General features: G+C 58.5%; 25 protein-coding genes and 1 tRNA gene. 14 read left to right on the forward strand and 12 right to left on the reverse strand.

Annotation, left to right across the window (positions count from 1 at the left end; translation table 11 throughout):
* The first annotated feature begins 100 nt into the window (after positions 1–100).
* Positions 101–1,081 (forward strand): sensor domain-containing diguanylate cyclase, encoded by a 981-nt coding sequence (locus EDF56_RS16900; RefSeq protein ID WP_132389640.1) that lies wholly within the window; start codon positions 101–103, stop codon positions 1,079–1,081.
* A 36-nt stretch (positions 1,082–1,117) separates the two neighbouring features.
* Here the strand turns inward: EDF56_RS16900 and EDF56_RS16905 are convergent, their stop codons facing one another.
* The gene (locus EDF56_RS16905) at positions 1,118–1,906 is read right to left on the reverse strand and encodes a class III extradiol ring-cleavage dioxygenase (protein WP_132389472.1); all 789 of its coding nucleotides are present in this window, start codon (positions 1,904–1,906) and stop codon (positions 1,118–1,120) included.
* A gap of 14 nt (positions 1,907–1,920) precedes the next feature.
* Positions 1,921–2,349 carry a DoxX family protein gene (locus EDF56_RS16910; protein WP_132389474.1) on the reverse strand — a complete coding sequence of 143 codons (429 nt, stop codon included), beginning with the start codon at positions 2,347–2,349 and terminating at the stop codon, positions 1,921–1,923.
* 94 nt (positions 2,350–2,443) lie between these two features.
* Here EDF56_RS16910 and EDF56_RS16915 point away from each other — a divergent pair, with 94 nt between their 5' ends.
* Positions 2,444–3,349 carry a LysR family transcriptional regulator gene (locus EDF56_RS16915; RefSeq protein WP_132389476.1) on the forward strand — a complete coding sequence of 302 codons (906 nt, stop codon included), beginning with the start codon at positions 2,444–2,446 and terminating at the stop codon, positions 3,347–3,349.
* Positions 3,350–3,384: 35 nt separating this feature from the next.
* Here the strand turns inward: EDF56_RS16915 and EDF56_RS16920 are convergent, their stop codons facing one another.
* A complete protein-coding gene (locus EDF56_RS16920) occupies positions 3,385–3,564 on the reverse strand; it encodes a DUF1674 domain-containing protein (protein WP_132389478.1) in 180 nt (59 codons plus the stop codon).
* A gap of 54 nt (positions 3,565–3,618) precedes the next feature.
* Between EDF56_RS16920 and EDF56_RS16925 the strand changes: the two genes are divergently transcribed.
* The 3 genes from EDF56_RS16925 (at position 3,619) to EDF56_RS16930 (ending at position 6,484) form a co-directional block, all read left to right on the forward strand.
* On the forward strand, positions 3,619–4,863 hold the full coding sequence (locus tag EDF56_RS16925) for an RsmB/NOP family class I SAM-dependent RNA methyltransferase (protein WP_132389480.1): 1,245 nt from the start codon (positions 3,619–3,621) through the stop codon (positions 4,861–4,863).
* 230 nt (positions 4,864–5,093) lie between these two features.
* Positions 5,094–5,252 (forward strand): hypothetical protein, encoded by a 159-nt coding sequence (locus EDF56_RS25980; RefSeq protein ID WP_165912223.1) that lies wholly within the window; start codon positions 5,094–5,096, stop codon positions 5,250–5,252.
* Positions 5,253–5,566: 314 nt separating this feature from the next.
* Positions 5,567–6,484, forward strand: coding sequence for a hypothetical protein (locus EDF56_RS16930; RefSeq protein ID WP_132389482.1), 918 nt, complete (start codon positions 5,567–5,569; stop codon positions 6,482–6,484).
* Between the two features lie 136 nt (positions 6,485–6,620).
* Here EDF56_RS16930 and msrA read toward each other — a convergent pair whose 3' ends face one another.
* Positions 6,621–7,166 carry a peptide-methionine (S)-S-oxide reductase MsrA gene (gene msrA / locus EDF56_RS16935; protein WP_132389484.1) on the reverse strand — a complete coding sequence of 182 codons (546 nt, stop codon included), beginning with the start codon at positions 7,164–7,166 and terminating at the stop codon, positions 6,621–6,623.
* A gap of 120 nt (positions 7,167–7,286) precedes the next feature.
* Here msrA and EDF56_RS16940 point away from each other — a divergent pair, with 120 nt between their 5' ends.
* From EDF56_RS16940 to EDF56_RS16965, 6 genes are all read left to right on the forward strand, one after another.
* A complete protein-coding gene (locus EDF56_RS16940; RefSeq protein ID WP_132389486.1) occupies positions 7,287–8,153 on the forward strand; it encodes a class I SAM-dependent methyltransferase in 867 nt (288 codons plus the stop codon).
* 13 nt (positions 8,154–8,166) lie between these two features.
* Complete coding sequence (gene aguB, locus EDF56_RS16945) at positions 8,167–9,030, forward strand: N-carbamoylputrescine amidase (protein WP_132389488.1); 864 nt, start codon at positions 8,167–8,169, stop codon at positions 9,028–9,030.
* A 25-nt stretch (positions 9,031–9,055) separates the two neighbouring features.
* Positions 9,056–9,565 carry a 2-amino-4-hydroxy-6-hydroxymethyldihydropteridine diphosphokinase gene (gene folK / locus EDF56_RS16950; protein WP_132389490.1) on the forward strand — a complete coding sequence of 170 codons (510 nt, stop codon included), beginning with the start codon at positions 9,056–9,058 and terminating at the stop codon, positions 9,563–9,565.
* Positions 9,566–9,603: 38 nt separating this feature from the next.
* Positions 9,604–9,679 (forward strand) — tRNA-Lys (locus EDF56_RS16955).
* 639 nt (positions 9,680–10,318) lie between these two features.
* A complete protein-coding gene (locus EDF56_RS25985) occupies positions 10,319–11,692 on the forward strand; it encodes an AAA family ATPase (protein ID WP_165912224.1) in 1,374 nt (457 codons plus the stop codon).
* The gene (locus tag EDF56_RS16965; RefSeq protein ID WP_132389492.1) at positions 11,689–12,354 is read left to right on the forward strand and encodes an HNH endonuclease; all 666 of its coding nucleotides are present in this window, start codon (positions 11,689–11,691) and stop codon (positions 12,352–12,354) included. Before EDF56_RS25985 ends, EDF56_RS16965 begins: the two co-directional genes overlap by 4 nt.
* Positions 12,355–12,429: 75 nt before the next feature.
* Here EDF56_RS16965 and EDF56_RS16970 read toward each other — a convergent pair whose 3' ends face one another.
* Positions 12,430–13,038 (reverse strand): recombinase family protein, encoded by a 609-nt coding sequence (locus tag EDF56_RS16970; protein ID WP_132389494.1) that lies wholly within the window; start codon positions 13,036–13,038, stop codon positions 12,430–12,432.
* A gap of 423 nt (positions 13,039–13,461) precedes the next feature.
* Between EDF56_RS16970 and EDF56_RS16975 the strand changes: the two genes are divergently transcribed.
* Positions 13,462–13,824: a hypothetical protein gene (locus EDF56_RS16975; protein WP_132389496.1), complete on the forward strand. Its 363-nt coding sequence runs from the start codon at positions 13,462–13,464 to the stop codon at positions 13,822–13,824.
* A 529-nt stretch (positions 13,825–14,353) separates the two neighbouring features.
* Here the strand turns inward: EDF56_RS16975 and EDF56_RS16980 are convergent.
* The 6 genes from EDF56_RS16980 to EDF56_RS17005 form a co-directional block, all read right to left on the reverse strand.
* Positions 14,354–15,415 (reverse strand): hypothetical protein, encoded by a 1,062-nt coding sequence (locus tag EDF56_RS16980; RefSeq protein ID WP_132389498.1) that lies wholly within the window; start codon positions 15,413–15,415, stop codon positions 14,354–14,356.
* An 838-nt stretch (positions 15,416–16,253) separates the two neighbouring features.
* Positions 16,254–18,050, reverse strand: a complete 1,797-nt coding sequence (locus EDF56_RS16985) for a tyrosine-type recombinase/integrase (protein ID WP_132389500.1) — start codon at positions 18,048–18,050, stop codon at positions 16,254–16,256.
* 394 nt (positions 18,051–18,444) lie between these two features.
* Entirely contained in the window at positions 18,445–18,732 is a 288-nt protein-coding gene (locus tag EDF56_RS16990; protein ID WP_132389502.1) for a hypothetical protein, read from the reverse strand.
* Between the two features lie 302 nt (positions 18,733–19,034).
* Positions 19,035–19,400, reverse strand: coding sequence for a hypothetical protein (locus tag EDF56_RS16995; RefSeq protein ID WP_132389504.1), 366 nt, complete (start codon positions 19,398–19,400; stop codon positions 19,035–19,037).
* Between the two features lie 170 nt (positions 19,401–19,570).
* Positions 19,571–21,199: an alpha/beta-hydrolase family protein gene (locus tag EDF56_RS17000; protein WP_207904725.1), complete on the reverse strand. Its 1,629-nt coding sequence runs from the start codon at positions 21,197–21,199 to the stop codon at positions 19,571–19,573.
* 118 nt (positions 21,200–21,317) lie between these two features.
* The gene (locus EDF56_RS17005) at positions 21,318–21,689 is read right to left on the reverse strand and encodes an SHOCT domain-containing protein (protein ID WP_132389508.1); all 372 of its coding nucleotides are present in this window, start codon (positions 21,687–21,689) and stop codon (positions 21,318–21,320) included.
* 378 nt (positions 21,690–22,067) lie between these two features.
* On the opposite strand from EDF56_RS17005, the gene EDF56_RS17010 reads away from it, so the two are divergent.
* On the forward strand, positions 22,068–22,529 hold the full coding sequence (locus EDF56_RS17010) for a glycine zipper 2TM domain-containing protein (protein WP_132389510.1): 462 nt from the start codon (positions 22,068–22,070) through the stop codon (positions 22,527–22,529).
* A 301-nt stretch (positions 22,530–22,830) separates the two neighbouring features.
* Positions 22,831–23,235, forward strand: a complete 405-nt coding sequence (locus EDF56_RS17015) for a DUF6491 family protein (RefSeq protein WP_132389512.1) — start codon at positions 22,831–22,833, stop codon at positions 23,233–23,235.
* Between the two features lie 181 nt (positions 23,236–23,416).
* Here EDF56_RS17015 and EDF56_RS17020 read toward each other — a convergent pair.
* The coding region (locus EDF56_RS17020; RefSeq protein ID WP_243652654.1) for an arginine deiminase family protein at positions 23,417–24,136 on the reverse strand (720 nt) is incomplete at its 5' end.

Consider the following 24,136-nt stretch of genomic DNA (forward strand, 5'->3'; position numbering starts at 1 on the left):
GCCATTCGTTATTCGGGAGGTTTTCAGGATTTTAATCATGGGCTAGGGTTTTTGCCTAGGGCCGGAGTTCCCTGTGGAGTCGGGTCGGGACCGCGCGATGTTGCAAGATGTGAAATTGAACGACGAGCCGGGCCGGCTGGCGGCGCTGCGCAGTCTTGAAGTGCTCGATACGCCCCCCGAGGAGCCTTTTGAGAACATCGTTGCGCTGGTGCGCACCGTGCTGGGTGTGCCGATGGCGGCAGTCACCCTGATCGACGAGGATCGCCAGTGGTTCAAGGCGCGCAGCGGGCTCGGCGTGAGCGAGACACCGCGCAACGTCTCGTTCTGCACTTATGCGATCCGCCAGTCGGAACCCATGCTTGTCAACGACGCACGGCTCGATTCGCGCTTTGCCGAAAATCCTTACGTAACCGGCGATCCCAATGTGCGCAGCTATGCGGGCGTGCCGCTGCTGACCCCTGAGGGCTACAACGTGGGCGTGCTCTGCGCGATCGACGACAAGGTGCGCACCTTCACGACAAGCGAGGTGGAGATGCTCTCCAACTTCGCGCGGATCGTGACAAACGAACTGTTGCTGCGCCGCATTGCCGAGCGCGACCAGCTGACCGGCGCGCTGACTCGTCGGGGCTTCATCGAGAAGGCCGGACAGGAGATCGCGCGGTTCCGTCGCTACGGCAGGCCCTGCTGCCTTGCGCTTCTCGATATCGACCACTTCAAGGCGGTCAACGACACATATGGCCATCCGGCCGGCGATGCCGTGCTGCGCGAGATGGTGGCGAGCGTGGTCGGTTCCTCGCGTCCGGTGGACTTGCTGGGGCGGCTTGGCGGAGAGGAATTCGCCTTGCTCCTGCCTGAAACGGAACCTTCGGATGCGCTGGTCGCGGTCGAGCGTTTTCGTGAGGGGCTGGCCGGTCTGGCGATCCCGCTGCCGGGCGGCGGGGTGATCCATGTCACTGTCAGCATCGGCATCGCGCCACTGACCGACAGGATCGTCACGGTGGAGGAGTGGATCGCCGCAGCCGATGGCCCGCTCTACACGGCCAAGCGCGGCGGGCGGAACCGATGCGAACTGCTGCACTGAGATAGGGAAAGGGGCGGCCCGTACCGCCCCTGTCCGTCAATCGAACCGATAGGCCGAAATCGCGGTGCTGAGTACGAGATCGGACCAGACTGTCTCGCCCGCCGCCTCGGAGGCGCCTGCCGCGACCATCAGCGGCAGCAGGTGCTCCTCGCGCGGGTGGGAGAAGCGGCCGCCCGGAGCCTCGGCCCAGTGCGTGAGCGCCTCGGCGCGGGATTCCGCAGGGGCCGTGGCCGCTGCGCCCAGCCATTGATCGAAGGCTTGCGAAGGCGCGGTGGCTTGCGGGTTGCCGTAGCCGCGCATGTTGTGGAAGCTCATGCCCGAACCCAGGATCAGCACGCCTTCGTCGCGCAGCGGAGCGAGCGCCTTGCCGGCGGCAAGGTGCATGGCGGGATCGAGCGAGCGGTCCAGCGACATCTCCACCACCGGCACATCGGCATTGGGCCAGGCGACCTTGAGCGGGATGAACACGCCGTGGTCGTAGCCACGCTGCGGATCGACGGCGGCGGTGAAGCCCGCGCTTTGCAGCAGTCCGGCCGCGCGCGCAGCCAGCCCCGGCGCGCCGGGGGCATCGAAGCGCAGTTCATAGGTGTGCTGCGGGAAGCCGTAGTAATCGAACAGCAGCGTTGGGTGCTCGGCGCCGGTGAAGGCGAAGCCGTCGGTTTCCCAGTGGCCCGAGACGACAAGGATGGCCTTGGGCGGTTCCGGCAGGCGCGCGGGCAGCGAATCGAGGAATTCGGCCATCGTCGTCCAGTTGCCCTTGGGGTCGTCCATGAAGAAGCAGGGGCCGCCGCCGTGGGGGATGAAGAAGGTGGGTTGGCGGGTCATGAGGTAGGGTCCTTTCAGAGATGGCGGCGCGTCGGCGAGAGCGCGAAAGCGCCGTCGCCGATCAGGGCCTGCACAAGGAGGGCGATCGACCAGAAGGCCGGATATTCCCAGCCGCCGCCCTTGGAATCGAAGAAGAAACCGTTGGCACCGTGCACGGTGAAGATCGTGCCGAGCAGCAGCGGGATCAAGGCCAGCGCGACGATGCGCGCCTTGAAACCGGCGATGAGGGCCAGTCCGCCCAGCAATTCGGCGGCCATGGTCAGGTAGGCGAGGGCGGGGGGAAGGCCGAGGCTGCCGAAGAACGCGGCGGTTCCGGCGGGCGTGAAGACGAAGAGCTTGAGCGCGCAATGCGCCAGGAACAGCGCGCCGAGTGCGACGCGCAGGACAAGTGCGCCGTAGCGTGCGGAAGTCTCGGGAAATGACGGTGCGTAAGTCGTGGGCATGGCGGGATATGTCCTTTCGCCAGCCTATGTGGACCTTTGCTCTTGAGGTGATAATATCGTCATTTGTTGAATGACTTTATACCGTGGGTGTCGAATGGACCGTCTGAAAGGCATCGAGGTTTTCGTGCGGGCCATCCGCCTCGGCGGGCTTTCCGCCGCCGCGCGCGAGCTTTCGATGTCTCCGGCGATGGCGGCCAAGCACCTGAACGCCCTTGAACAGCGCCTTGGCGTGACATTGGTCAACCGCACCACCCGCCGCCTCGCGCTCACCGAGGCGGGGGCGGCCTACCTCGATACTGCCGAGCGGGTATTGGCCGAACTGGAGGAAGCGGATGCCAAGGCGACCGCCCGCTCCGCCTCGGTGGAGGGGTTGTTGCGCGTCTCCGGACCGGCCGCTTTCGGCAGCGCCTATCTGGCCGAACTCGTCACCGAATTTCACGCGCTCTATCCGCAAGTGACCATCGAACTCGGCCTCAACGACCGTGTGGTGGACCTGCTGGAGGAGCGCTGGGACGTTGCCGTGCGCATCGGCCGGCTGGCGGACAGCAATCTCGTCGCCCGCAAGCTCGCGCCCGTGCGGATGGCGATCTGCGCCGCGCCGTCCTACCTTGCGCGGCGCGGCACGCCGTTATCGATCGACGACCTGCCCGGCCACGACTGCCTCGGCTACACGCTGAGCGGGGAAACCGGCACAACCCGTTGGGGCTTCGGCGCCGACGGCAGCCGCCCGGTGGCGGTGCGCGGCTCGCTTCATGCCAATAACGGGCAGGTTCTGGCGCAGGCGGCGATGGCGGGGATGGGCCTCGTCTATGGCCCGCGTTTCTTCGTCGACCGCGCGATTGCCGAGGGGCGGCTGGTCGAACTCGACCTCGGCGCCGAACTGATCGATCTTGGCGCGGTTCACGCAGTCACCCATCGCACGCGCCGCCCGGCGGCCAAGACGCGGGCGTGGATCGACTTTCTGGCAAAGCGGCTGCCCGCCATGGCGCGCGACTGGTAGAATCGCGCGGGAATCCGTCCGGCTTTCAGCCCACTTCAGAAATCGACGGCGATCCCGTTGCGTACCCAATCGCCATAACGGGTGGGGGAGATCCCGTCCGGATCCTCCTCATCCGCCTTGGCTGCCTCGGCAGGCGAGGGCTGGGGCGCGGGTTCGTTCGTCCAGTGGGCGGGCTTGGTGAAGCCTTCGGGACGTTTGGTGGCGCGTTCGGTCATTCGGCCCATGTGGTGTGACTGGCGCAAAAAGGCAATCCGCTATAGGGGCCGCAAATGGACATTCCCGGCCTTCCGGCGCGCCGTGCCGCGCTCAACCTTATCGATGCCGTGCTGCGGCGGGGCGAAACGCTCGACCAGGCGGCGGGCACTGCGCTCGCGCGGGTGCGGGGCGACGCCGACCGGGCGCTCGCCCGCGCCATTGCCGGAGAGGTGCTGCGCTGGCGCACCGACCTTGATGCGTTGATCGATTCTGCCACCCGCCTGCCGCTGGCCGACGATGCCAAGGCGCGCGCCGTGCTGGAGATCATGCTGGTGCAGGTGCTGCGGCTGGAGACCCCGGCCCATGCCGTGATCGCCACCGGTCTGCCGCTGCTGATGGGCGGCCCGCGCCGCCTTGCGCACGGCGTGTTCTCCACCCTGACCAAGGCCGAGGCGAAGCTTCCCGAAGTGCCCACGCTTCCCGAGGACGTGACCGAGCGCTGGGGCGAGCGTTGGGGGGACCGCATCGGCGCCATCGCCGCCGGGCTGACCGACCTGCCGCCGCTGGACCTTGCCCTGCGCAACGCGGACGAGACGGCCGAGTGGGCCGAACGTCTGGGCGGCAAGTCGCTCATGCCCGGCCACGTCCGCCTGCCGCGCGGCACGGCCATCGAATTGCTCGAAGGCTTCCGCGAGGGCGCCTGGTGGGTGCAGGACCTTGCCGCCAGCCTGCCCGCGCGGCTGCTCGGCGCGGGTGAGGGGCGCAAAGTGCTCGATCTCTGCGCCGCGCCCGGCGGCAAGACGATGCAACTGGCGGCTGCCGGCTGGCAGGTGACTGCGCTCGATTCCTCGAAGCGCCGCCTTGAGCGCCTGGGCGACAATCTCAAGCGCACCGGGCTTGAGGCCGAGATCGTGCAAGCCGACGCGCTGACCTGGGAAACCGAGACGCGCTTCGACGCCATCCTGCTCGACGCGCCGTGCACCGCGACCGGCACCTGCCGCCGCCATCCCGACGTGCTCCACCGCATCGGCGAGCGCCAGATCGGCGAGATGGTGGAACTCCAGTCCGCCATGCTCGAACGCGCCGCCGCATGGCTCGCGCCGGGTGGCACGCTGGTCTACGCGGTCTGCTCACTGGAACCCGAAGAGGGCGAGGAGCAGGCCGGGAAAGTGGCACTCGCCCCGGTCCCGATCGGCGCGGCGGAACTGCCCGAGGGGCTGGCCCCGACGGCCGAAGGCTGGCTGCGCACCGATCCGGCGATGCTGGCGGGCGAGGGCGGCCTCGACGGGTTCTTCGTGGCGCGCTGGCGCCGAAACTGAGGGAGCGAGTGAGGGGCGGCGCGATATCGGCACGGCCGCTCATCCATTGGGGTAATCCATATGGATGAATGCAGCCAACCGCCCCATCCATGAGACGCGCTGCGCAGCGATGCGGTGGCGCGACTCGTAAGGCTCTGGCATTCTTGGGCGAAGGGTGAGCCTGAAGAGCATTGCGCCGCACTGCCGAATGTCAGGCGGACTGTCGGAAACTCTCGAAGGGAGTAATCGCGATGGTACGTTTAATCCCACAGGCCATCCTGTGCCTGCTGGATCGCCACGATCCCGAGCGCGAGAACGTCACATGGGATGGCGCCGGTTTCAGCGGCAACTGCCGCCATTGCGGCCTCGACGTGCGCCGGGAAAAGCACAAGGTGTGGCGCAGGGATTGAAGGGGCGGGGCGAGCGATTTCGTCAGTTCGAGTTGATATGGCGATCATCGTTCGTAACGTCGGCAACGCGCCCATGCCGGTCGTTCCTCAGCCAGATCAGAATGCCTACAGCCCGCCGCGTCGAAAACACGTGTTTGTCGTGTAATCAGACACCATTTCTCGCTGTGACGCGGTAATTCCGCAACCGCTAAAGTAGTAACAAATGGCCGTCAGGTGGGCGTCGCGAAGCGTGAATAACGCCTAGCTCCCAATAGACTTCGCGCCGAAATTTCGAAACAAAGCCGTTTCATAACAATCAGCAGCGGCCCAAATTCATGATTCGACGCCATTTATCTGGCCCAATGCTATTCGTTCTCGGCTTAGCATTCGCGACCGTTGCCCATGCCGTGCCTGAACCGCATCGAACCGAACAGCAAGCACGTGCCATGCTAGGCAATTCGACTGCACCTGCGCCATCGAACGCAAACGGGGTCGACCTCGGCTGTGCTGTCGCCACCGAAGACCGGCGCAGCGATTTGTGCGCGCAATGGAAGGCCGCCGATGCTGCGCAGGCGTCAGCGAATTGGACGCTCTGGACTGTCTGGCTTGGTCTATTCGGACTATGCATCGGTTTCGGCACGTTGATTGCAGCAGCCATTGCCGCGTTCTGGGCCAAGCGTGCCGCTGAATACACCAAGGCTGGCGCAGTCGAAGCTAAGCGATCCGCCGATGCCGCCAAGGAAGCCAATCGCCCGTGGCTGAGAATGGAAATAGAAGAAGCGGGCAGACTGCACGTTGAAAGTGATTACCTCTCGGTCTTCTGCGATGTGTCCATAGATAATTTTGGGAATTCACCTGCCTTGGAAGTCTGGGCGGATGGCATACTATCATTCGATGTGATTTCGCTTTCCAACGCGCAAAGAGAGCTTTCGAAGTTCTCGCCGCGTCGAGATCATCCACGCTCTAACATCTTCCCAAAGGCACCCGAAGCAACGCAGCTGATCGTCGAATTTCGAGGAGAAATCTCCCAATCAGGCACCCTCTTCCTGATGGTGTACTGTCTCTACCGCATCCCCGGCGATGTGGAATGGCGCTATGCCGCCGACATCCAAGAGATCATGCCGGGCGATGCTGCCACGCGACAGTATGCGATGGACGGAAAGCAAATGCGCTTTGAGGTTTCGGCAGGGGTAATGGAAACTCGCGGGATAGCATTTAAGCGCGCGATGGGGATTCTCCCCGCCGCGACTTAGCGCTCCTGTTCGCTGTCGGATGCTCGGAACCTGCCGGTCTCTTCACGGCTACCGCCCTCCAACAAGTTTGGCTGTACGTAGCCGGAAGACCGTCCCCGCCAGTCACGCCACAACAGCGCAACCGGCGGGAAAGAGCTCAGCCCTTGACCTTGTTCTGGAAGCTCTTGCGCAGCTTCATCAGCTTGGGCGGGATCACCGCGAGGCAGTAGGGATTGCGTTGGCCTTCGCCGTCCCAGTATTCCTGATGGTAGTCCTCGGCCGGGTACCATGCGTCCTGCTGCGCGCCGTCGGCGAAGCCTTCGATGGTGGTGACGACCTTGCCCGAAAGCTCGGTATTGGCGCGGGCGAGGGCAGCGTCGGCCTCGGCGGCCTGCGCATCGTTCAGCGGGAAGATCGCCGAGCGGTACTGCGTGCCCACGTCATTGCCCTGGCGGTTCAGCTGCGTCGGGTCATGCGTGCCCATGAACACGTCCAGCAGGTCTCCGTAGGACAGCACCGAGGGGTCGTAGTTCACCTTGATCGCCTCGGCATGGCCGGTGTCGCCGGCGCAGACCTGCTTGTAGGTGGGGTTGGCGACAGTGCCGCCGATATAGCCGCTCTCGACCGAATCCACGCCGATCACATCGCGGAACACTGCTTCGGTGCACCAGAAGCATCCGCCTGCAACGATTGCCGTTTCCATTGTATTCCAGATCCTCATGAGGGGGAGTTTGTCGCTAGATAGGTACACAAGTGCGGCTTGTCATTGGCGGCGAGACAACTACCTTCGCGCTTCGACCGACATTCCACGGGAGACTTGCCCATGCGCCGCGCCCTGATCGCCCTTTCGACGTTCCTTGGCATTCTTGCGGCGCCCGTGCCCGCCATGGCCGCCGACCCCGATTCAAAGGAAGTGCCGGCCGCCTGCAAGGGGTGCGAGGCGCTGCTGGAACTGGCCGCCGCCAACCCGCTGCGCGATGCGGACCGTGCGCGCGACAAGTACCGCCACCCGGTGGAGACGCTGAGCTTCTTCCGCGTTTCGCCGACGGCGAAGGTGGGCGAATATGCGCCGGGCGGTGAGTGGTACTCGCGCCTGCTGGGGCTCTACCTCGGGTCGCAGGGGCATCTGGTGGGGCTCTACTTCAATCCGGACAGCCCGGCCTTCAAGCCCGAGACTCAGGACGGCATCCGCAAGGGCGCGGCCAGCTATCCGGCCCATGTCGCCCAGTTTACCGGCCTGCCGGCGGATCGCTTTGCCGCCTATACGCTGGGCGCGATCCCGGCGGGCGAGAAGGGCACGTTCGACGTCATCATCATCCCGCGCATGCTCCACAACATGCTGCGCTGGAACATCGCGACCAGCGAAGTGGCGGCGATGCGTGACTTGCTGAAGCCCGGCGGGTTGATCGGAATCGAGCAGCACCGCGCCAAGCCGGATGCGCCCGATGCCTATGCGGACGGTTCGAAGGGCTATCTGCGGCAGGCTGATGTCATCAAGTTCATGCAGGCGCAGGGCTTCGATCTTGTCGGCCAGTCGGAAGTCAGCGCCAATCCGAAGGACAGTGCGAACTGGCCTGACGGCGTCTGGACCCTGCCGCCCACGCTCCAGCTCAAGGATCAGGACCGCGACAAGTACCTCGCCATCGGCGAGAGCGACCGGATGACGCTTCTGTTCCGCAAGCGAGGCTGATAGGGGCTCGCTCATGACCCAGATCACCGTTGCCGCGCTCCAGCTCGCGCTCAATTCCGCCGACGAGGGCGAGAACATCGCCGCCGTCTCCACGCTGGTCGAGGAAGCCGCCGCCAGGGGCGCGCAGATCGTGCTGCCGCCCGAGCTGTTCTCCGGCCCCTACTTCTGCAAGACCGAGGAAGAGGAACTCTTCGCGATCGCCCGCCCCACGGCCGAGCATCCCTCGGTGATCGCGATGAAGGCGCTGGCGGCGAAGCTGAAGGTGGTGATCCCCACCAGCTTCTTCGAACGCGACGGCCACCACTACTACAACACGTTGGCTATGATCGGCACCGATGGCGAAATCATCGGCACCTATCGCAAGAGCCACATCCCCGACGGCCCCGGTTACGAGGAGAAGTACTATTTCCGCCCCGGCAATGACGGGTTCAAGGTGTGGGACGTTCTCGGCACCAAGGTCGGCGTGGGCGTCTGCTGGGACCAGTGGTACCCGGAATGCGCGCGCGTGATGGCGCTGATGGGCGCGGAACTGCTGTTCTACCCCACCGCCATCGGCTCCGAGCCCTACGACGCCACGCTGGACACCAGCCGCATGTGGCGCCGGGCGATGGTGGGCCACTCGGTATCGAACTGTATGCCGGTGATTGCCGCCAACCGCATCGGCGTCGAATCGGAATGCGGAACGGAGCAGACTTTCTACGGCCACTCGTTCATCACCGACGAATGGGGCGATTATGTCGCGGAGTTCGGCAAGGAGGAGACCGGCGTGCTGGTCTCCACGCTGGACCTCGCGCGCGCCGCCAAGCACCGCGCGGGCATGGGCTTCTTCCGGGATCGCCGGCCGCAGCTCTACACGCGCATCGCGCAAGACATCTGAAATCGCAAAAAGGGAGCCGGGCAGTTTGGCAAAACACAGGTATCTGGTCGCGCTCGGCTCCAACATGCGTCACCCGCGTTACGGCGGACCGCGACAGGTGCTCGCCGCCGCGCTTGAGGCGCTGGATCACGGCAAGATGGAAGTGCTGGCGGCCTCGCCGGTGATCGAGAGCGCGCCGCTTGGCCCCTCGCGCCGTCGCTATGCCAATGGCGTGGCGCTTGTGCGCAGCAAGCGTGAGCCCGACGAAGTGCTGCACAAACTGCACAAGATCGAACACAAGTTCGGCCGCCGCCGCATGGGCGCGGCCTGGGGTTCGCGCGTGCTGGACCTCGATATCGTGTTGTGGAATGGCGGCCCATGGGCGGCGGGAGAGGGCGATGAAAGCCTTGTAATCCCGCACCCGGCGTTCCGCGAAAGGGACTTCGTGCTGGGCCCCGCGCGGCGGATTGCGGGGGGCTGGCGCGATCCTTTGACAGGCCTGACGATAAACCAGCTTCATGCCCGCTTGACCAAGGCGCGACCTGCCCTTAGGTGACCCCTTCCGCCGCCGTTCACGGCGGCGCCCGGAAACGGGGGCCCTTAGCTCAGTCGGTAGAGCAACTGACTTTTAATCAGTAGGTCGCTGGTTCGAACCCAGCAGGGCTCACCACCTATGAAAAATCAATGACTTAGGTGGTTTTTAGGGGCGATTGTCTCGCAATTTGTCTCGCACGTCGAAGCGCCCCAAAATGGGCTGGATTGCCGACAAGAAACTCGCCATCGAGACTGCATGAAACGCCCACCGCCTACGTTGCTGTGCACGAAGCCGGTCACGCCATATCGATGCTTTCGAGCGATCCTCGGCTATGGGTAGATTATGTCTCGCTGACCCAGCTTCCTGACAATTCGGTTGGCTTCACCCGAGGGGGTGCTCGGTTTAATATCGGCCGGGCTGATCAAGTGGTAGCGATGGGGCGGCGTGAGCACCTTATAGTAGCTGCCAACGCGGGCGCAGTGGACTTTTGACGGGCCCATTTGAAAGTCGTCAGTCAGCAGGATTGAGGGGCCAACGGGCTAAAATGCCGTGGCGATCCGGCTTCCGTTTCAGAAAGCAGTGCCCAAGTTTTCCGGGAGAGGTTAAATTTTCGAACATCAGTCGGGCTTCGGGCGAAGAGTGCTTGACCGATGATCATCGCTGGCCGAGGTGCGGAGAGTTGCTGCCTGATGCGTTGTCATGGGATTGTGTCCTCATGAGCGCATAGTCCGATCTATTTAAGGACATTGGCTCGAAGAGTGGGTGATGGTGGGTATGAGTATACTGTTTAAGAATATTTCCCTCCGAAATTGGCGTCAATTTGAGCATGTTTCCATCGATGTCCACCCAAAGCTTACAATCATAACAGGGTCTAATGGTGCTGGTAAGAGTAGTATCTTAAATATGTTTTCAAAACATTTTGGATACTCTAGGCCATTTCTCTCTACTCCAAGAAAAACTAAATCCGGTATATCATACGATTTAGGTTACAACTACTCTGATCCACCATTCTATTTGGATGATGGTGAGTTTGACCGTGGCGGCGGCGATGAGTTTGATGAATACCTGCCCAAATTCGTTCGTTCCGGTGATCCATTATCATTTGCGGCCCATATTGCGGCGCCAACGAACGGTCAATTTGTTGAAATCGGTAAGATAAACTACAATAATGGTGTTAGTGGTTCTTTGGGGTTTCACGAACAGCAGGTTAACCAATTTGATATTGCGATTAATAATCAACAAAATGTTCTAGGCGTCCCTATTACTTCTCACAGGGTGGTTTCGCATTACCAGCCTGTGCAGGCTTTGTCATTCCAATCGGCTGGATTATCCAATGCGTATAATCAATATGTAGGAGAGATATATAATCGATTAAACGGAGGGCACACCCAATATACACCGTTTTATAGAATGAAAGAAACGCTCATTGCCATGGCGGCCTTTGGGGAGGGTAATAGCCATTTAGAGCCGAATCCTGCGCTTCTAACTGCATTTGAGGGGTTCAATAGTATCCTTCGGAAGGTTCTTCCGAAGGAAATTGGCTTTCAGAAAATGTCGGTTCGACCGCCTGATGTGGTAATTAAGAGTAGGACTGGTGAATTTATTCTTGATTCATCGTCGGGTGGTGTTTCAGCAATCATTGAAATTGCTTGGCAAATATATTTGTTCTCACTGTCAAACGAGACATTTGTTATTACCATCGATGAACCTGAAAATCATCTTCACCCGTCAATGCAGCGCAGTCTTTTGGCGAATTTGATTTCGGCATTTCCTAAAGCGCAATTTATTGTTGCTACTCATAGCCCATTTATTGTGTCTGCGGTTGAAGACTCTAATGTCTATGCCCTCAAATACACTGATCCGGCGACGGAGAATGGGTTCCCATCGAGTACAGTTCGTCGCGTTCGGTCAATTGCTCTGGATCAGAGCCGTAAGGCAGGAACAGCGAGTGAAATTCTCGATGAGGTCCTTGGCGTAAATGCGGGTATTCCGCCTTGGGCGCAGGGGCGTTTTGAAGATATCGTAAAGCGCTATGAAGCTGAGAGCGTGAGCAGAGAGACGTTATCGCGGTTGAGGGCTGATCTCAATTCTGCTGGGTTTTCTGAATTTTATCCAGAGGCGCTGTCTCGGTTGGTTGGTGATCAATGATCAAGCTGGAAAAGGTGGATGAGCCGGCAGTGCTCAAAGAAAATGCTCAAAATTGGCTCGATGTGATTAAAGATAAAATTTCTTCGGGTGAGATACCAACTGATGGCGATAAATCAAAATATCGTCACGCAGACATAAAGGCATCTCTGATTGTAGAAACCAATGGAAAATGTGCTTATTGTGAAAGCTTTCTTAGGCATATTAGCTTTGGTGATGTTGAACATATACATCCTAAATCCGCTAACATAGATGACATCTATCGCTGGGATAACCTAACTTTGGCCTGTGATATGTGTAATACATATAAAAGCGCCGAAACTAACGTTATCGATCCATACAGCGACGATCCCGTTGAGCATTTCAAATTCTTCGGTCCAATGCTCTATGCTAAGCCTGAAAGTCCTAAGGCGGTTGTTACAGAAAAGAAGCTGAAACTGAATAGAGATGATCTTGTTAAAAAGAGAGTTGAGCGTCTCGCAGCTATATCAAACATAGTGCACATAATTTCAAAAACGACGGATGAAAATGTCCGCCGCGTTATCGTTGATGATCTGTTTGAGAACGAGATTGGAGGATCGACAGAATATTCCGCTTTTGCTCGTGAATTTCTTCTTGAAATAGACAAGGATGCAAATTTACGTAGCGCGGGACCAGTGATTTGAATTATTGTATTTCGTAGCGCATAGTGTCTGATGGCAAAATTAGATGGCCCAATTTTTGTGGGATAGGGGAGAGTTTTACTGGAAATCGGTCGCACAGGTGGGAGCGTATGTTTCAGCGCAATAGCGCTTTACAGTTGCGACTGAGACTCCAAAATATTGAGCGGTCGTCTTGATGCTGGCGCTATTATCCCTCCGCCATTGAGCCACATGCGCCGCGTCAGCGGCAAAGGGACGACCAAGGCTTACCTTCCCTCTGTGTGTCTTCCCTGTTGCCTCTAGCGATGCCCTAGCGGCTTCTCGACCTGCATCGCAGCGCTCTTTGATGCGGTTGCGCTCCATATCCGCAATCTGAGCAAGCACGGCGACAATGAGTTCACCCACACCCTTGGCGATAGCGCCAAGGCCAAGCACTTCAACGGTAACACCCTTTTCGATCAACTTTCGGACGGTGGCTTGGACGTTAAGGGCGTCACGGCCCAGCCGATCAATCGCGGCAACGTGAATGACATCACCTTCGCGAACGTAGTCCAGCATGGCAGCGAAGCCAGGACGGCTTTCGGCTGGGATTGCGCCGGATACGCCTTCGTCAACGAACTCTTTGTCAAAAGGGCCGGTCAATGACGAACGCTGTGCTTCAATAGACTGATCGCCAGTCGATACCCGATAGTATGCCAGCCTGCTCATAGATGCGCCTTCGAATCGCTCACAAGATACACTTTTATTATGAGCTATAGATCATAATGCAAGACGCTATCTTCTAACCCTAACAGCAAGCCGATTAGAAGGGGGCACACTAGGTACAAGTTTTGACCCTCATCTAAACGGCGCGGGCTTTGTGTTGAGAGATAAGGCGTTGAGCGGTGGTTGTCGGATGGAAAGCACCGTAGACTCAAGGGCTCCCAGCATCTAAAGGATTGTTGCTGGTCCGATCTTAGTCGTGAGGGCTGGCCCGCATTCGCGCGGTGAACACAGGTACTCGGCCAATTCAGGTCGGGCGGCCTGCTGAATAAAATACCTTCGGGGAATACGCAGGGCGCGGTTCCCTGTGTTCACGCGCGACTAACCGTCCCGGCTGGCGGGACGGTGCGGTGAACATGGGGGAAAATTATGCGTTCGCTTCTCGTGGCGATGGTCGCCGTTGTTCTTTTTCCGTCTACAGCAATGGCGCAGAGTGCAGACGATGTAGCTGAGCAAGCAAGAACTGCGCGGAACAATTGTATTAAGAATGCAGTGGCTAAAGCCAAAACCAAAAAAGTCAGCCCCGATACTCTCAAGCTAGTAATGGATGGTGCCTGTTCTGCCGAGGTCGATGCGGCAAGGCAGGCTTACTCTGCCGCATTAGATGCGGCGGTTCCGGCTGGGCTAAGTATTGATCCCCTCCCCACAAAAATTCGATATATGAAGGCGTTCGACGCAGATTTCGACGGATTTAAGTCGAAAATCATCAGCGATTATGCTTTGGGCGAGTAGCCTGTTTAAGAATTGGTGGAACAGTGGAGGGGGCTTCATGAAGTTGGGTCTAATACGACATATCATAGTAATTTCTTCAATTACTGCCATATGCTCTCCCTTGAGTGCGGTCGTTCCTGAAAAACGTTGGGAAAGAGATGTGAGGGGTGAGTATGATTCAAAGAAAAGTCAGCTTAATCTTGAATATTGCATAGGTAGTAAGATCGAAAGTCCGCTAATAATACATGGTGAGGGTTTGGTTGAAATTGACTCCTATATTGTCCAGTCTGGTGTTCGTATTTACGATAGAGGGCATGATAGGAAAATAATGTACGTTGCTAATCCGAGAGAAGACGGTAATCTTCGCGAGATTATCGAAGGCTGTATATAGACTTGGATGATTGACGGGGTTCTTAATTGAACCCCGCAACGCACACCCGAAGTCATAGAAGGGCGTTCCAGCTTCGTTACCGTTGGGTTTCCAGTTCCGAGCCGAAAGTTTCGGAAAGCTCACACCGGTGCGCCACTAAATCGGCGTCCGCGTCGCCGTCTATTTGATGGCGATCTTTGGTCGAATGCCGACCTTTTGGTAAAAGCATTCCGATAGAACTTCCTTCGCGATATTGGCCTTCGATACCGGCACAAGCAAAGCATCGTGCAAAGGGAGTGCCGGTATCCCGTATTCCATCGCTAGGCGGTGCGTGGCGTCGATCACGGCGCAGCTTTCGAGGAATTGCAGGTCGCCCCATCTAACCGCACAGTTGGGCCAGTCTTTCAGCAATGGCAGATGCTCAAGAATCGTCGCCTGTGTGGATTTGAAGGGGTGATCCCTTTCTAGATCGGCCTGCTCGCTTTTACTCTGCTCGGCGTAGCGCTGTTTGGATTCCTTGGGCCAGCGGTGGTGAAATCCGTTATTGCCAAGCGTTATCGTCACCCAAATTTTCACGACCCCTCTGGGGATGCCGGGAATATCATATGGGTCTGCTTCCGGCGGGGGCGCTCCCAGCAGATGATGCAGGATAGTAAGGTAGCTTGCTTGAATATCTACTTCGGCAATCGGTTCGCCGTTGATCGATAGGCGTTTCCGCTCTGCCTTCTTCACCTGTTGGTAGCTCTCCCCGTAGCCGTAGGAATACAGGCGGGCGCCCTTGTTCCAATTGAAATCCGGTAAATCGCCCTGACCAAAGATGCGGGAAAAGGCGAAGTGCCATTCAGCGGGTTGAATATCCTGCTCCGCCATGAATGCATTAATTTCATTAACTTGGTTGGCAAAACCAATTACGGCTGGGTCTTCAAGATCGACGGGCATTGAGCCGCCAGAACACTTGATTCCTTGCCGGTTCTTCCAATTATTTGCCCGCAGTTGAACTGGGGCTTCGACCGTTTTTGGCCTCGGTAGAAGTTCGAAATGGGACGACCAATCCGACAGTCGTATCCCGTGATCGCTGGCAAGAGAAATTAGGGCCTCGGTAGCACGAAATCGTGTCGCGATTCCTTTTTCGTGGATATTGAATGTTTCTTTATAGCCTTTGATGACTTCAAGGTATCCGGCTTTAGAAAGTCCTTCAACGACCGATTTGAAAGGTCGGTAGCCTACTTTCTGTTCGGTCATCCAATTTTCTTTAAAGTTACTTCTTCCCATGGATCGAAATAGGAAGACATTCTTGTCTACGCTGGATTGTAAAAGAAGGGCTGATACTGTGAAATCTAAAGCTTGAATAAATTCCTTTGAGACCTTCCTTCGTCGACCAGAGCAAGGATTTGATTGTTCTGAAAGAAATTGTAAGAGATTAAGGGACTCAATAGAAAAACATCTTTTATTAAAGGAAAGAGGGAAGGAGGGGGTGGGTAAGGAAATCATAAGAAGAATTATTTCTATATATACATACGTGGAACGCTTTCGAAGCCGGAGGGTGCGTGAATTCGCCCCTTAGCCGGGCGGGCAGGGGTTATGCGCCATAATGGCGGTGCATTGTGCTGTTCGTAAGCGGGGATGGGCAAATTGCGCATCCGTCTGTGTAGGATGGCAAGGTTATCGCAGATCGCAACCGCTATTGTTGTGCGACGTAATGAGTATTTTAATTCCGAGGTATTTATTAATGTTTATTTAAATTTACAATATAACTTCATTAACAAGTTTATATTGGCATTATTGCGTTAATATCAAATTGATTTTTAACAATTCAAAATTATAAAAATATGATGCAATGGGAGTTTATGGCGATACTGCAACGGTTTGAAAGACACATTGCAATCGGATCGCTCAGAAAATTGGATAATGCACAACAAACGAGTAAATTTCCTTCTCGGGCGGTGCAGGGGGCTTTTTGAACTTCCAGTACCCGCTATTTTCCATTTTAAAGCTCATACGGCGCAAATGTGGGAAAAATGCGCCATGAGTGCCAAATTTATAAAATCGAGCTGTATGGGGCTTAAAATCGAAAATACCCTTAACCAAATTTTTGATTTTCTAATTTGGGTATTACGAGGCCATTGTGTCGGCACGCCCGCATCGCGGGATAAGTGTCTTCAATACCTATTTCTCCAATATAGGCCGTGTCCATTCCATCCTTTTCATGCCCGGCAACCTCATTAATGTAGTTGGGGTGCAGCCCGTAATCCTTATGGTTCAGCATGGCCTTGAACGCTCCGCGAAACCCGTGAAAGGTCACTTCTTGCCTCGCATTTGAAGGAAGGCTGTCGCCAAGCATTTGGCGTATCACGGTGCGATTGAAGGACCGGATCACCCTTCCATTCGACCATTGCTTGTCGTCATTGCGATCGGTGTTTTTGCCGTTTGGAGGTGCCCAATCAGGAAAAAGTCGCTCTGCACCGGATTTGCGAATGCGATCAACGTATGCTGGAAATCCAAGTTCGACGAGGGCGTCCAGAAGGGGCACCTTGCGTGCCTCACCTTTCTTGGTTCGGCGCCATTTATTATCGCGAATGACGAAATGGGGAGTCTCGCTGTCGAGTACGACCTCGGTTAGCATCATGCCTCCCAATTCACTCGCTCGACATCCCGTATATGCGGCAACTACCGGCACCCAGTATTCCGAACCCATTAGGCGATGGGTGCCTGACTGATGTGACTGCGACGGTGTTGCGGATTTGCACCCTGTAAACCAAGGATGTTTGAAAATCAGGTTCATTTCGTGGGTTGTGAAGCGCCGCTTCTCAGGCATCATTGCCTTGTTCGGGGGGGCTGCATAGCGATCCACTTTTATGCCGCTGGCAGGATTTTTGCCCGTAAATTTATCAGTGTCGATGGCATGATTGATTACGGCTCGAAGCAGCCCGATCCGTTTCCGCAAAGTAGCGGGGCTGGCTGGTCTGGTGACGCTGCCAGCGGTTTTGCCGCCAATGGTCTGTGAAGCGAGGTGTTCAGCGTAGGTTTGAAAGTCTGCCCGGGTCAGGTCATCCAGCCGCTTATTGCCTATCAAGCCTTCAAACAATCGGAGCGAGGATTGCACCTCAGTGACGGTCCTTGCTGGAAGGTCTCTTTGCTTGAGATAAGCTTCTACGGCTTCTCGGAGGGTTTGGACAGATTGTGTTTCGGATGACACGGTATTCCCGAGTCGAGGGGCTGTCTCACCCAAGATAAGTGCTTGAGCCTCGTTGCGGCCCTGTAGGGTGCCTGCGCGAATGGCTCCTACCACTGCCCCGAATTCACGCGAACCGATAGGCGCATTCCAACCACGGTTAGCGATTACCCAAGCGGCATTGTCGGCTGGCGTTTCACGTTGACCGTCCCCGGGGCCCCGTATGTGGAGCGCTTTGGCATCGTCCTCGGCGTCCAGCTCAAGATCGTAGATGAGTCGCTCATACTCTTCGGCACAGGCCGGATTGGCGTCAGCGTGAATGTGAGCGCGCTCAAGAGGTTCGATCACCAGCCGACGATAAAGGTCCGCAAGTTCGTCCAGATCAGTCTGGGTGACGTTCCGCGAAGCTCCGGGAGCAATAGTGATTGCGGTGACGGGGGCGACAGAGACTTGCCCCGTAGCAGCGGCAACCTTTTGCTCAAATTCAAGATGAACAGGAATGCAAGCTGCATGCATTTCCGCAAGGCTGGTTGTCCGAAGAGAGCGGCGGAACAGAGGTTTGGAGCCAAAGTGCATGGCGAACTGTCCGGCATCACGCTTCACTCGTTCGGGAACCCGGCGCTCGTACTGGAAGACATCGTTGCGCTTTCGCACATACCTTACCGCAGCCGCCAATTCCTCTTCCCTTGCCTTAGATTGTCTCACAGTTTGTCTCGCACTACGGTCATCAAATCCGCTGAAAAGCAAGGGATATTGGATTTACGAGCGAATTTTTCAAGTGGTGACGAACCCAGCAGGGCTCACCATCCAATCCACTCGCATATATCTGTTATCGTGGATCCGGGGTTGGTGGGGGCGGATGCGCCCCAATGCGGCGTGCGGTCGTCGAGCTTTCGCGGTTTTGCTGGCGATCCTGTATGCGTGAGTTTGCCGTGGCGGGGCGCCATGTGCGGATGGCCGAGCACATGCTCAAACCGCGAGGGCATCGAGCGTGTGTCGGCCACCTCAGGCAGCGTCGTATGGCTCAGGGGCCTGCCGCGAGGCGGAACCGGCTTGTGCCACGCTCCCGCCCCGGCGGCAGTCTTGTTGGCGAGAGGTGTTACTTCTTCGCCGGCTTCCCGCCGGTGGGTTCGTCCGGCCAGTGGCCAAGGGGTTGATTGCCGAAGTTCAGCCCGGCTTGGCGCGGGTTGATGCAGCTGTCCGTGATCTGGGCGGTGCAGACCTTGTAGACGGTGCCGTCGATCTGGACGGACGTTGCCCGTCCACGGCTGTCGCGTTCAACGACTTCGGCTTTTTGCGTGGCGGGCGCGGCGGCTTCGAGCGCGATCGAAGTTCCAATAAGGCAGGTAGCGATGCCCAACATCGCCAGACTTGATCGAAGGGCCATGGTAATACCTTTCGTCGAGTAAAAAGGATTGAACTGTTTCCGGAGTCCACTTGTGGGAATCGCTGTGTAGGCGTTCCGGCGGCGGGTGTTTCCAAGCCGATGTCGCAGTATACGACGTCAGGCTTTTCTGATCGATCTGAAGGTGAGGTCGCCTAGGTGCGCGATCAGGCGGCACGTCTATGGGTTAGCCTGTGCCGCAGTCGACGATAGTCGAAGTCTTGCCACGACTATCGCCGGCTCGATCACCGCTCCAATGCCGGGAAGGGCACCGGGCCGCGTTGTTCTTGATGGCTGCCGAGGCGTTACCGGATCATGCGAAGCGTATGCGGATCGAACCGCTGCAATTCGAGCACATTGGGCGCGCGCCGGAAGATGACCGTGCCGCGCCCGAAATCGACCGCTGCGACCGAGAGGGCCTGCCCCGGGTTTCTTGCGCCCGCACCATAGTAGTTATTGAGCAGGATCGTGCCGATGACGCCGGAAACGGTGTTGCCATGGACGGCCCGCTTTTCGACCTGTGCGCGGGTGGGGGCATCCAGCACGCTCAGCATGGCGCGTTCAAATGCCGTGGGTGTGGCTGCCGGTTGTGCCAGAGACGGAGTAGGGAGTGCCGCAAGATTGACTGCAATCAAGGCGGCACAGGAAAGTGTGACACGATTGAAGTTCATTGGCCTTTTCCTTCTTGGTGAGGGAAAATTAATGTAGCACTATTTCTAAAGGATAGACAAGATGGAGCAACCTTTGTGGCGTTGTTTGCTGCAGTTGCGAAATAACTTTGTTAGTATAATTTAAGTCGCGTTAACTCTATGGACGGGACGAATGAAAGGGCCTCGGTCCATCATGGCTGTGCCTGCGTCTGGTCCGGCCGCTGTCTCGCGTTCAGGTCTTGCGATAGCCGCTGAAGCGAGGCTTCGTTCCAGCCAGCGGGCTGCGTCACGGCAACCCAGGCGTTGACGTAATCGTCCGCCGCGAAAACGTGCCCGAAGCCGGGAGGTGTCTCCATCCCGGTAATCATGTCCACGCTCAATTGCAGAAACGTGACGCCGGGCACCCATCGAAACGTGGGAGAGACATCGGGCGCGCGTTTGCCGATCATCCATTCGGGCTGTCTGTAGAACGAGCTGGGCGTGAAGAACGTGATCGGATCACTGCCATATTGCAGATAGACGATCCGCATCCGGCTCCATGAGGCACCGGGAATGGTCAGGTGATCCTGCTGGTTTGTGAACCGGACCACCGAACTGTCGCGAAACCGGGGGAGCCAGGAGGGCGAATCGGGTTGCCGGTTCCGCGTTGTCGACTGCCAGAGCGGGCTGGGAAACGGCGGCCCGGCCCAGAGCGCGCCCTGAATCGGATCGTTTATCATGTCGAACAGATCCAGCGAGCTTTCGGAGCTTAGCGCGCCAAGGCTCAGGCCGTAGAGATAGAGGCGCGGGCGGTGCTCTCTGGGCAAGGTCTTCCAGTAGTCATAGACTTTCCGGAACATGGCCCTTGCGCTGTCCGAGCCGTAGTTCGGTTCGACCAGCAGTGACAGCCAACTGGCAAGGTACGAATACTGGATCGCCACGCTGGCGACATCGCCGTGCTGGAGATATTCGAGGCTGTCGATCGCGGCGGAATCGATCCAGCCGGTTCCTGTCGGCGCTATCACCACGAGTATCGACTTGTTGAAGCCGCCCACGCGCTTCAATTCGGCAAGGGCAAGGTTGGCGCGTTCGTCGACATTGCGCGCCGAATTCAGCCCGGCATAGACCCTTATCGGCTGCGACGCGGGGGCGCCGGTGAACAGGGCGATCTGGTTTTGCGAGGGGCCGGACGCGATATACTGGCGACCCTGTCGGCCGAGTTCTTCCCATGTGATGAGGGAATCCGCGCTTCCGACCTGAAGGGGGGCGGTCGGCGGCGCGAGGTCGGGTTCGATCAGGGAGTCCAGTTCGCTGAACGATGCATCGGCAAGGTGGAGGCCGGCCTTGAACACGATGCCGGTAATCATGCTCCAGAACAGCAGGGCGACGATCAGGACGCCCAGCGGAATGGCAACGCGCCGGGGCAGGTAGCGGTCGAGCCACAAGGTCAGTCGGCGGAAAAGCGTTCTCGCCAGGAGGCCGAGTGCAAAGAGCACGGCAAAGGAGACGAGGGCGACGATGCAGGTGCTGATAAGCTGCCAGTGCGACAAGGGCTGCATGTGCAGCACGACGCGCACGTCATTCTGCCAGTTGATGGAAAGCCAGAGGTAAGCCGCTGCCAGTATGGCGCAGAGAATTAGGATTACCTGCGTCGCCCGAGGTGGCACGCGGCGGACCGGCAGGCCCATGTAGTGCCAGACGTGGATCAGGGCCAGGCTGAGCAGATAGCCCATCGCGAAGCTCGTGCCGCCCAGCAGGCCGAGCAGCACCGGAGGGCGCGGGGCAAGGCTGGGCGTGAGTGACGCGGCTAGGAAAATCGTGCCCAGAACCAGTCCGAGCAACGATCTGCGGGCAATATGGAAACGAATGCGCCGGACGCTCCAGAGCCTTGCGACCGGGCTGGCCGCGGGGGCTCTGGCAGCGTTCTGGTCCGCCGGTGGAGGCATCGGTGGTGCCTGTTCAGCCTATGACACGGGCTCTGAGCTTGGCGTGTTCTTCGCTGGTGATGGCGCCCGAGGCTTTCAGCGCTTCGAGCTTTTCCAGTTCCTGCGCGGGGCTTTGGCCGATGAATTCACGCAGTTGCTCACGCGTTCTGGCCACTTCCTGCCCGTTGCGGATCGCCATCCCCTTTGACTGGAGGAGCAAGTATAGGAAAACGCCCAGAAAAGGTGCGACGATCAGCAGGATGACCCAGAGTATCTTCTTGAATCCACCCGCGTCGTCACGGCGAAACAGATCGCGCAGCACGGTAATAAGTAGCCAGAACCACATGACGAATACGAAGATGACCGCCACGTCCAGGAGGAAAGTCCAGAAACCCGGTAGATCCATCTGAAATCTCCTGTTCGATTGACTGGAATTTGCGCAAAGCGCCGTATCGGCCCACGCTTGTGAGGTCGGTTTGAAATTGCCTTGAAGGCTGGTCTAGCTATCTTGTCAGGATCGTTGAGTGGTGTCCGTGAATCGATGCGACTTGTATAGATAACATGAAATCGACTCCAAGCTCAAATGGCATCCTCACCTTAAGGATAATTTTGAAGGACTTGAATGGGTAAGGTAATGCGGTATGATGCGATTGGGCGACTCAACAATCGTCATTGATAAGTCATTATCTGAAATTGAGTGATCTTGGCGCGATTACCCGCGGCCCTGACATCTCAGGGCTAGAACAGCTCGTAAAATCCGCGTCATTCGAACGAGGAGAATTTTATGAAGCTCCCTACATATATTCTGGCCTCTTCCGTGGCGTCCTTTGCATTGCTTGGTGCCTGCACGCCTCAGCCTGGGCCATCCTCGTTCTCCCGGAATGAAGTGGGTCAGGCCGTGCCCGTCCAGTTCGCCGAGATCATATCGCTTCGCGAGGTGGAGATTCGCCCCGGTCAAACGAACGTCGGGACCGTCGCGGGCGGCGCGCTCGGCGCTATCGGCGGCAGCCAGATCGGCAGCAGCACGGCGGCCAACGTGGCAGGCGGTGTCGCCGGTGCCGTGGTTGGCGGGGCGATCGGCTCGGCCCTTCAGGGTTCCAGCCGGACCACGGGGGTCGAGTTCACTCTCAAACTGGATTCGGGTGAAACCATCGCGGTCGTCCAACCCGGCGAAATGCGCGATTTCCGCGTGGGTGACCGCGTACGCGTCAGCGGCACGGCGCAGAACACCCGCGTAACGCACTGATCGGGATACTCTGCCTGGTCCGGGGCAGGATGCCTCGGAACAGGGCGTTCCCTTGGGGCATTGGAGTGTAGCTTCGGAATTACTGCATAGCGTTGGTATTTGTTGAAATAGCGCAAATACAGTCAATTCCGGGCTACGGCTCTACCACAATTCGATCCACTACTTTGCAGGTCAAGCTTGGCTGCCGCTACCCCGGCAGCCCTTCCTGTGATGCTATTTTGCGCAAAGCGCTCTGTTGAGGGGCGTCTTCGCGATGGTGATGCGCGTCATTGTTGGAATGAACACTGGAGGGAAGAGACCGATGTCGAGATCTTCAGCCTGGGTCGCGGTGATCGCCTGTGTCGCCGTGGCCGGTTGCGTCAACGATACGCCGCCATCCCAGCAGAACAACATGCAGCGGCAACCGCCGCAATGTTTCCAGGCCAGCTCCGCCCGGCACTTCAGGGCGGTAAATTCCCGCACGGTCAACCTGCGGATCGGCCGCGATGTCTACCGTATCGATACGGTGGGAATGTGCCGGGATCTGAACTGGACCAGCCACATGCGGCTGGCGACGACCGGCAGTTCGACCGTTTGCACGGGCCTGGGGCTGGGCGTCTCGATCGTGACCAGAGGGCCAAGCGGCCAGCAGCGTTGCACGGTGCAATCGATCACCGGCTTGACGCCGGAGCAGGTGGCGGCCCTGCCGCTGAGCCAGCGGCCGTAGTCACTTCATTCGCGAAATGACGGACGGCACGGGTGATATCTCCGTGCCGTCTGTCATTTCAGCATCGCGGACGAATTCGGCGCCCCAACGCGTTTCACGTGATGTCGAACCGTCAGTTTCATTCGTTCGTCGCCCCCGCCTTCGCGGGGATGACGAGTTTGGGCGAACTGTCGGACTCGTTCTACTCGGCGGCATCGCGAATGATGGGGCATGTCATGCAGTGTCCGCCGCCGCGTCCGCGTCCGAGTTCGGCGCCGGAGATGGTGATGACCTCGATCCCGGCCTTGCGCAGCAGGGTGTTGGTATAGACGTTGCGGTCATAGGCGAGCACCACGCCGGGCGAGACGCAGACGAGGTTCGCGCCCGAATCCCACTGCGTGCGCTCGCGCATGTAGTGGGTGCCGCCGGTCTCCACCACGCGCATGTTGTCGACCTTGAGCGCGCGGGCGACTGCCGCCACCCAGCCGCCTTCCTCGCGCCGCACGTCGAAGCCGCCGTTGGCGCCGGGCCGGATCATGTAGGGGGTGATGGTGTCGACGATGTCGGGATAGATCAGCACGCAGTCGCGGTCGGCAAAGGTGAAGATCGTGTCGAGGTGCATCGCCGCGCGCAGCCGGGGCATGCCCGCCACCAGGATCTGGTCCACCACGTCCTGCTGGAACAGCGAGCGCGCGAGCAGGGCGATGCCCTGGCGCGAGGTGCGCTCGGACATGCCGATCAGCAAGGTGCGGTTGCCCGCCGGCATCACGTCGCCGCCCTCGATCGTGGCCAGGCCGTGATCCTCTTCGGGGTTGCCGTGCCAGATTTTGGTCTTGCCCGCGAAGTCGGGGTGGAACTTGTAGATCGCCGTGGTCAGCAAGGTCTCGTCCTTGCGCGCGGGCCAGTAGAGCGGGTTCACCGT

This window comes from Novosphingobium sp. PhB165 (genome assembly GCF_004341845.1).
Taxonomy (GTDB): Bacteria; Pseudomonadota; Alphaproteobacteria; order Sphingomonadales; family Sphingomonadaceae; genus Novosphingobium.

Excerpts from the sequence above, each read along its gene's own strand:
- EDF56_RS16905 (WP_132389472.1), bottom strand. The coding sequence starts at position 1,906 with ATGACCCGCCAACCCACCTTCTTCATCCCCCACGGCGGCGGCCCCTGC.
- EDF56_RS16910 (WP_132389474.1), bottom strand. The coding sequence starts at position 2,349 with ATGCCCACGACTTACGCACCGTCATTTCCCGAGACTTCCGCACGCTAC.
- EDF56_RS16915 (WP_132389476.1), top strand. The coding sequence starts at position 2,444 with ATGGACCGTCTGAAAGGCATCGAGGTTTTCGTGCGGGCCATCCGCCTC.
- EDF56_RS16920 (WP_132389478.1), bottom strand. The coding sequence starts at position 3,564 with ATGACCGAACGCGCCACCAAACGTCCCGAAGGCTTCACCAAGCCCGCC.
- EDF56_RS16925 (WP_132389480.1), top strand. The coding sequence starts at position 3,619 with ATGGACATTCCCGGCCTTCCGGCGCGCCGTGCCGCGCTCAACCTTATC.
- EDF56_RS25980 (WP_165912223.1), top strand. The coding sequence starts at position 5,094 with ATGGTACGTTTAATCCCACAGGCCATCCTGTGCCTGCTGGATCGCCAC.
- EDF56_RS16930 (WP_132389482.1), top strand. The coding sequence starts at position 5,567 with ATGATTCGACGCCATTTATCTGGCCCAATGCTATTCGTTCTCGGCTTA.
- msrA (WP_132389484.1), bottom strand. The coding sequence starts at position 7,166 with ATGGAAACGGCAATCGTTGCAGGCGGATGCTTCTGGTGCACCGAAGCA.
- EDF56_RS16940 (WP_132389486.1), top strand. The coding sequence starts at position 7,287 with ATGCGCCGCGCCCTGATCGCCCTTTCGACGTTCCTTGGCATTCTTGCG.
- aguB (WP_132389488.1), top strand. The coding sequence starts at position 8,167 with ATGACCCAGATCACCGTTGCCGCGCTCCAGCTCGCGCTCAATTCCGCC.
- EDF56_RS25985 (WP_165912224.1), top strand. The coding sequence starts at position 10,319 with ATGAGTATACTGTTTAAGAATATTTCCCTCCGAAATTGGCGTCAATTT.
- EDF56_RS16965 (WP_132389492.1), top strand. The coding sequence starts at position 11,689 with ATGATCAAGCTGGAAAAGGTGGATGAGCCGGCAGTGCTCAAAGAAAAT.
- EDF56_RS16970 (WP_132389494.1), bottom strand. The coding sequence starts at position 13,038 with ATGAGCAGGCTGGCATACTATCGGGTATCGACTGGCGATCAGTCTATT.
- EDF56_RS16975 (WP_132389496.1), top strand. The coding sequence starts at position 13,462 with ATGCGTTCGCTTCTCGTGGCGATGGTCGCCGTTGTTCTTTTTCCGTCT.
- EDF56_RS16980 (WP_132389498.1), bottom strand. The coding sequence starts at position 15,415 with ATGACCGAACAGAAAGTAGGCTACCGACCTTTCAAATCGGTCGTTGAA.
- EDF56_RS16990 (WP_132389502.1), bottom strand. The coding sequence starts at position 18,732 with ATGGCCCTTCGATCAAGTCTGGCGATGTTGGGCATCGCTACCTGCCTT.
- EDF56_RS16995 (WP_132389504.1), bottom strand. The coding sequence starts at position 19,400 with ATGAACTTCAATCGTGTCACACTTTCCTGTGCCGCCTTGATTGCAGTC.
- EDF56_RS17005 (WP_132389508.1), bottom strand. The coding sequence starts at position 21,689 with ATGGATCTACCGGGTTTCTGGACTTTCCTCCTGGACGTGGCGGTCATC.
- EDF56_RS17010 (WP_132389510.1), top strand. The coding sequence starts at position 22,068 with ATGAAGCTCCCTACATATATTCTGGCCTCTTCCGTGGCGTCCTTTGCA.
- EDF56_RS17015 (WP_132389512.1), top strand. The coding sequence starts at position 22,831 with ATGTCGAGATCTTCAGCCTGGGTCGCGGTGATCGCCTGTGTCGCCGTG.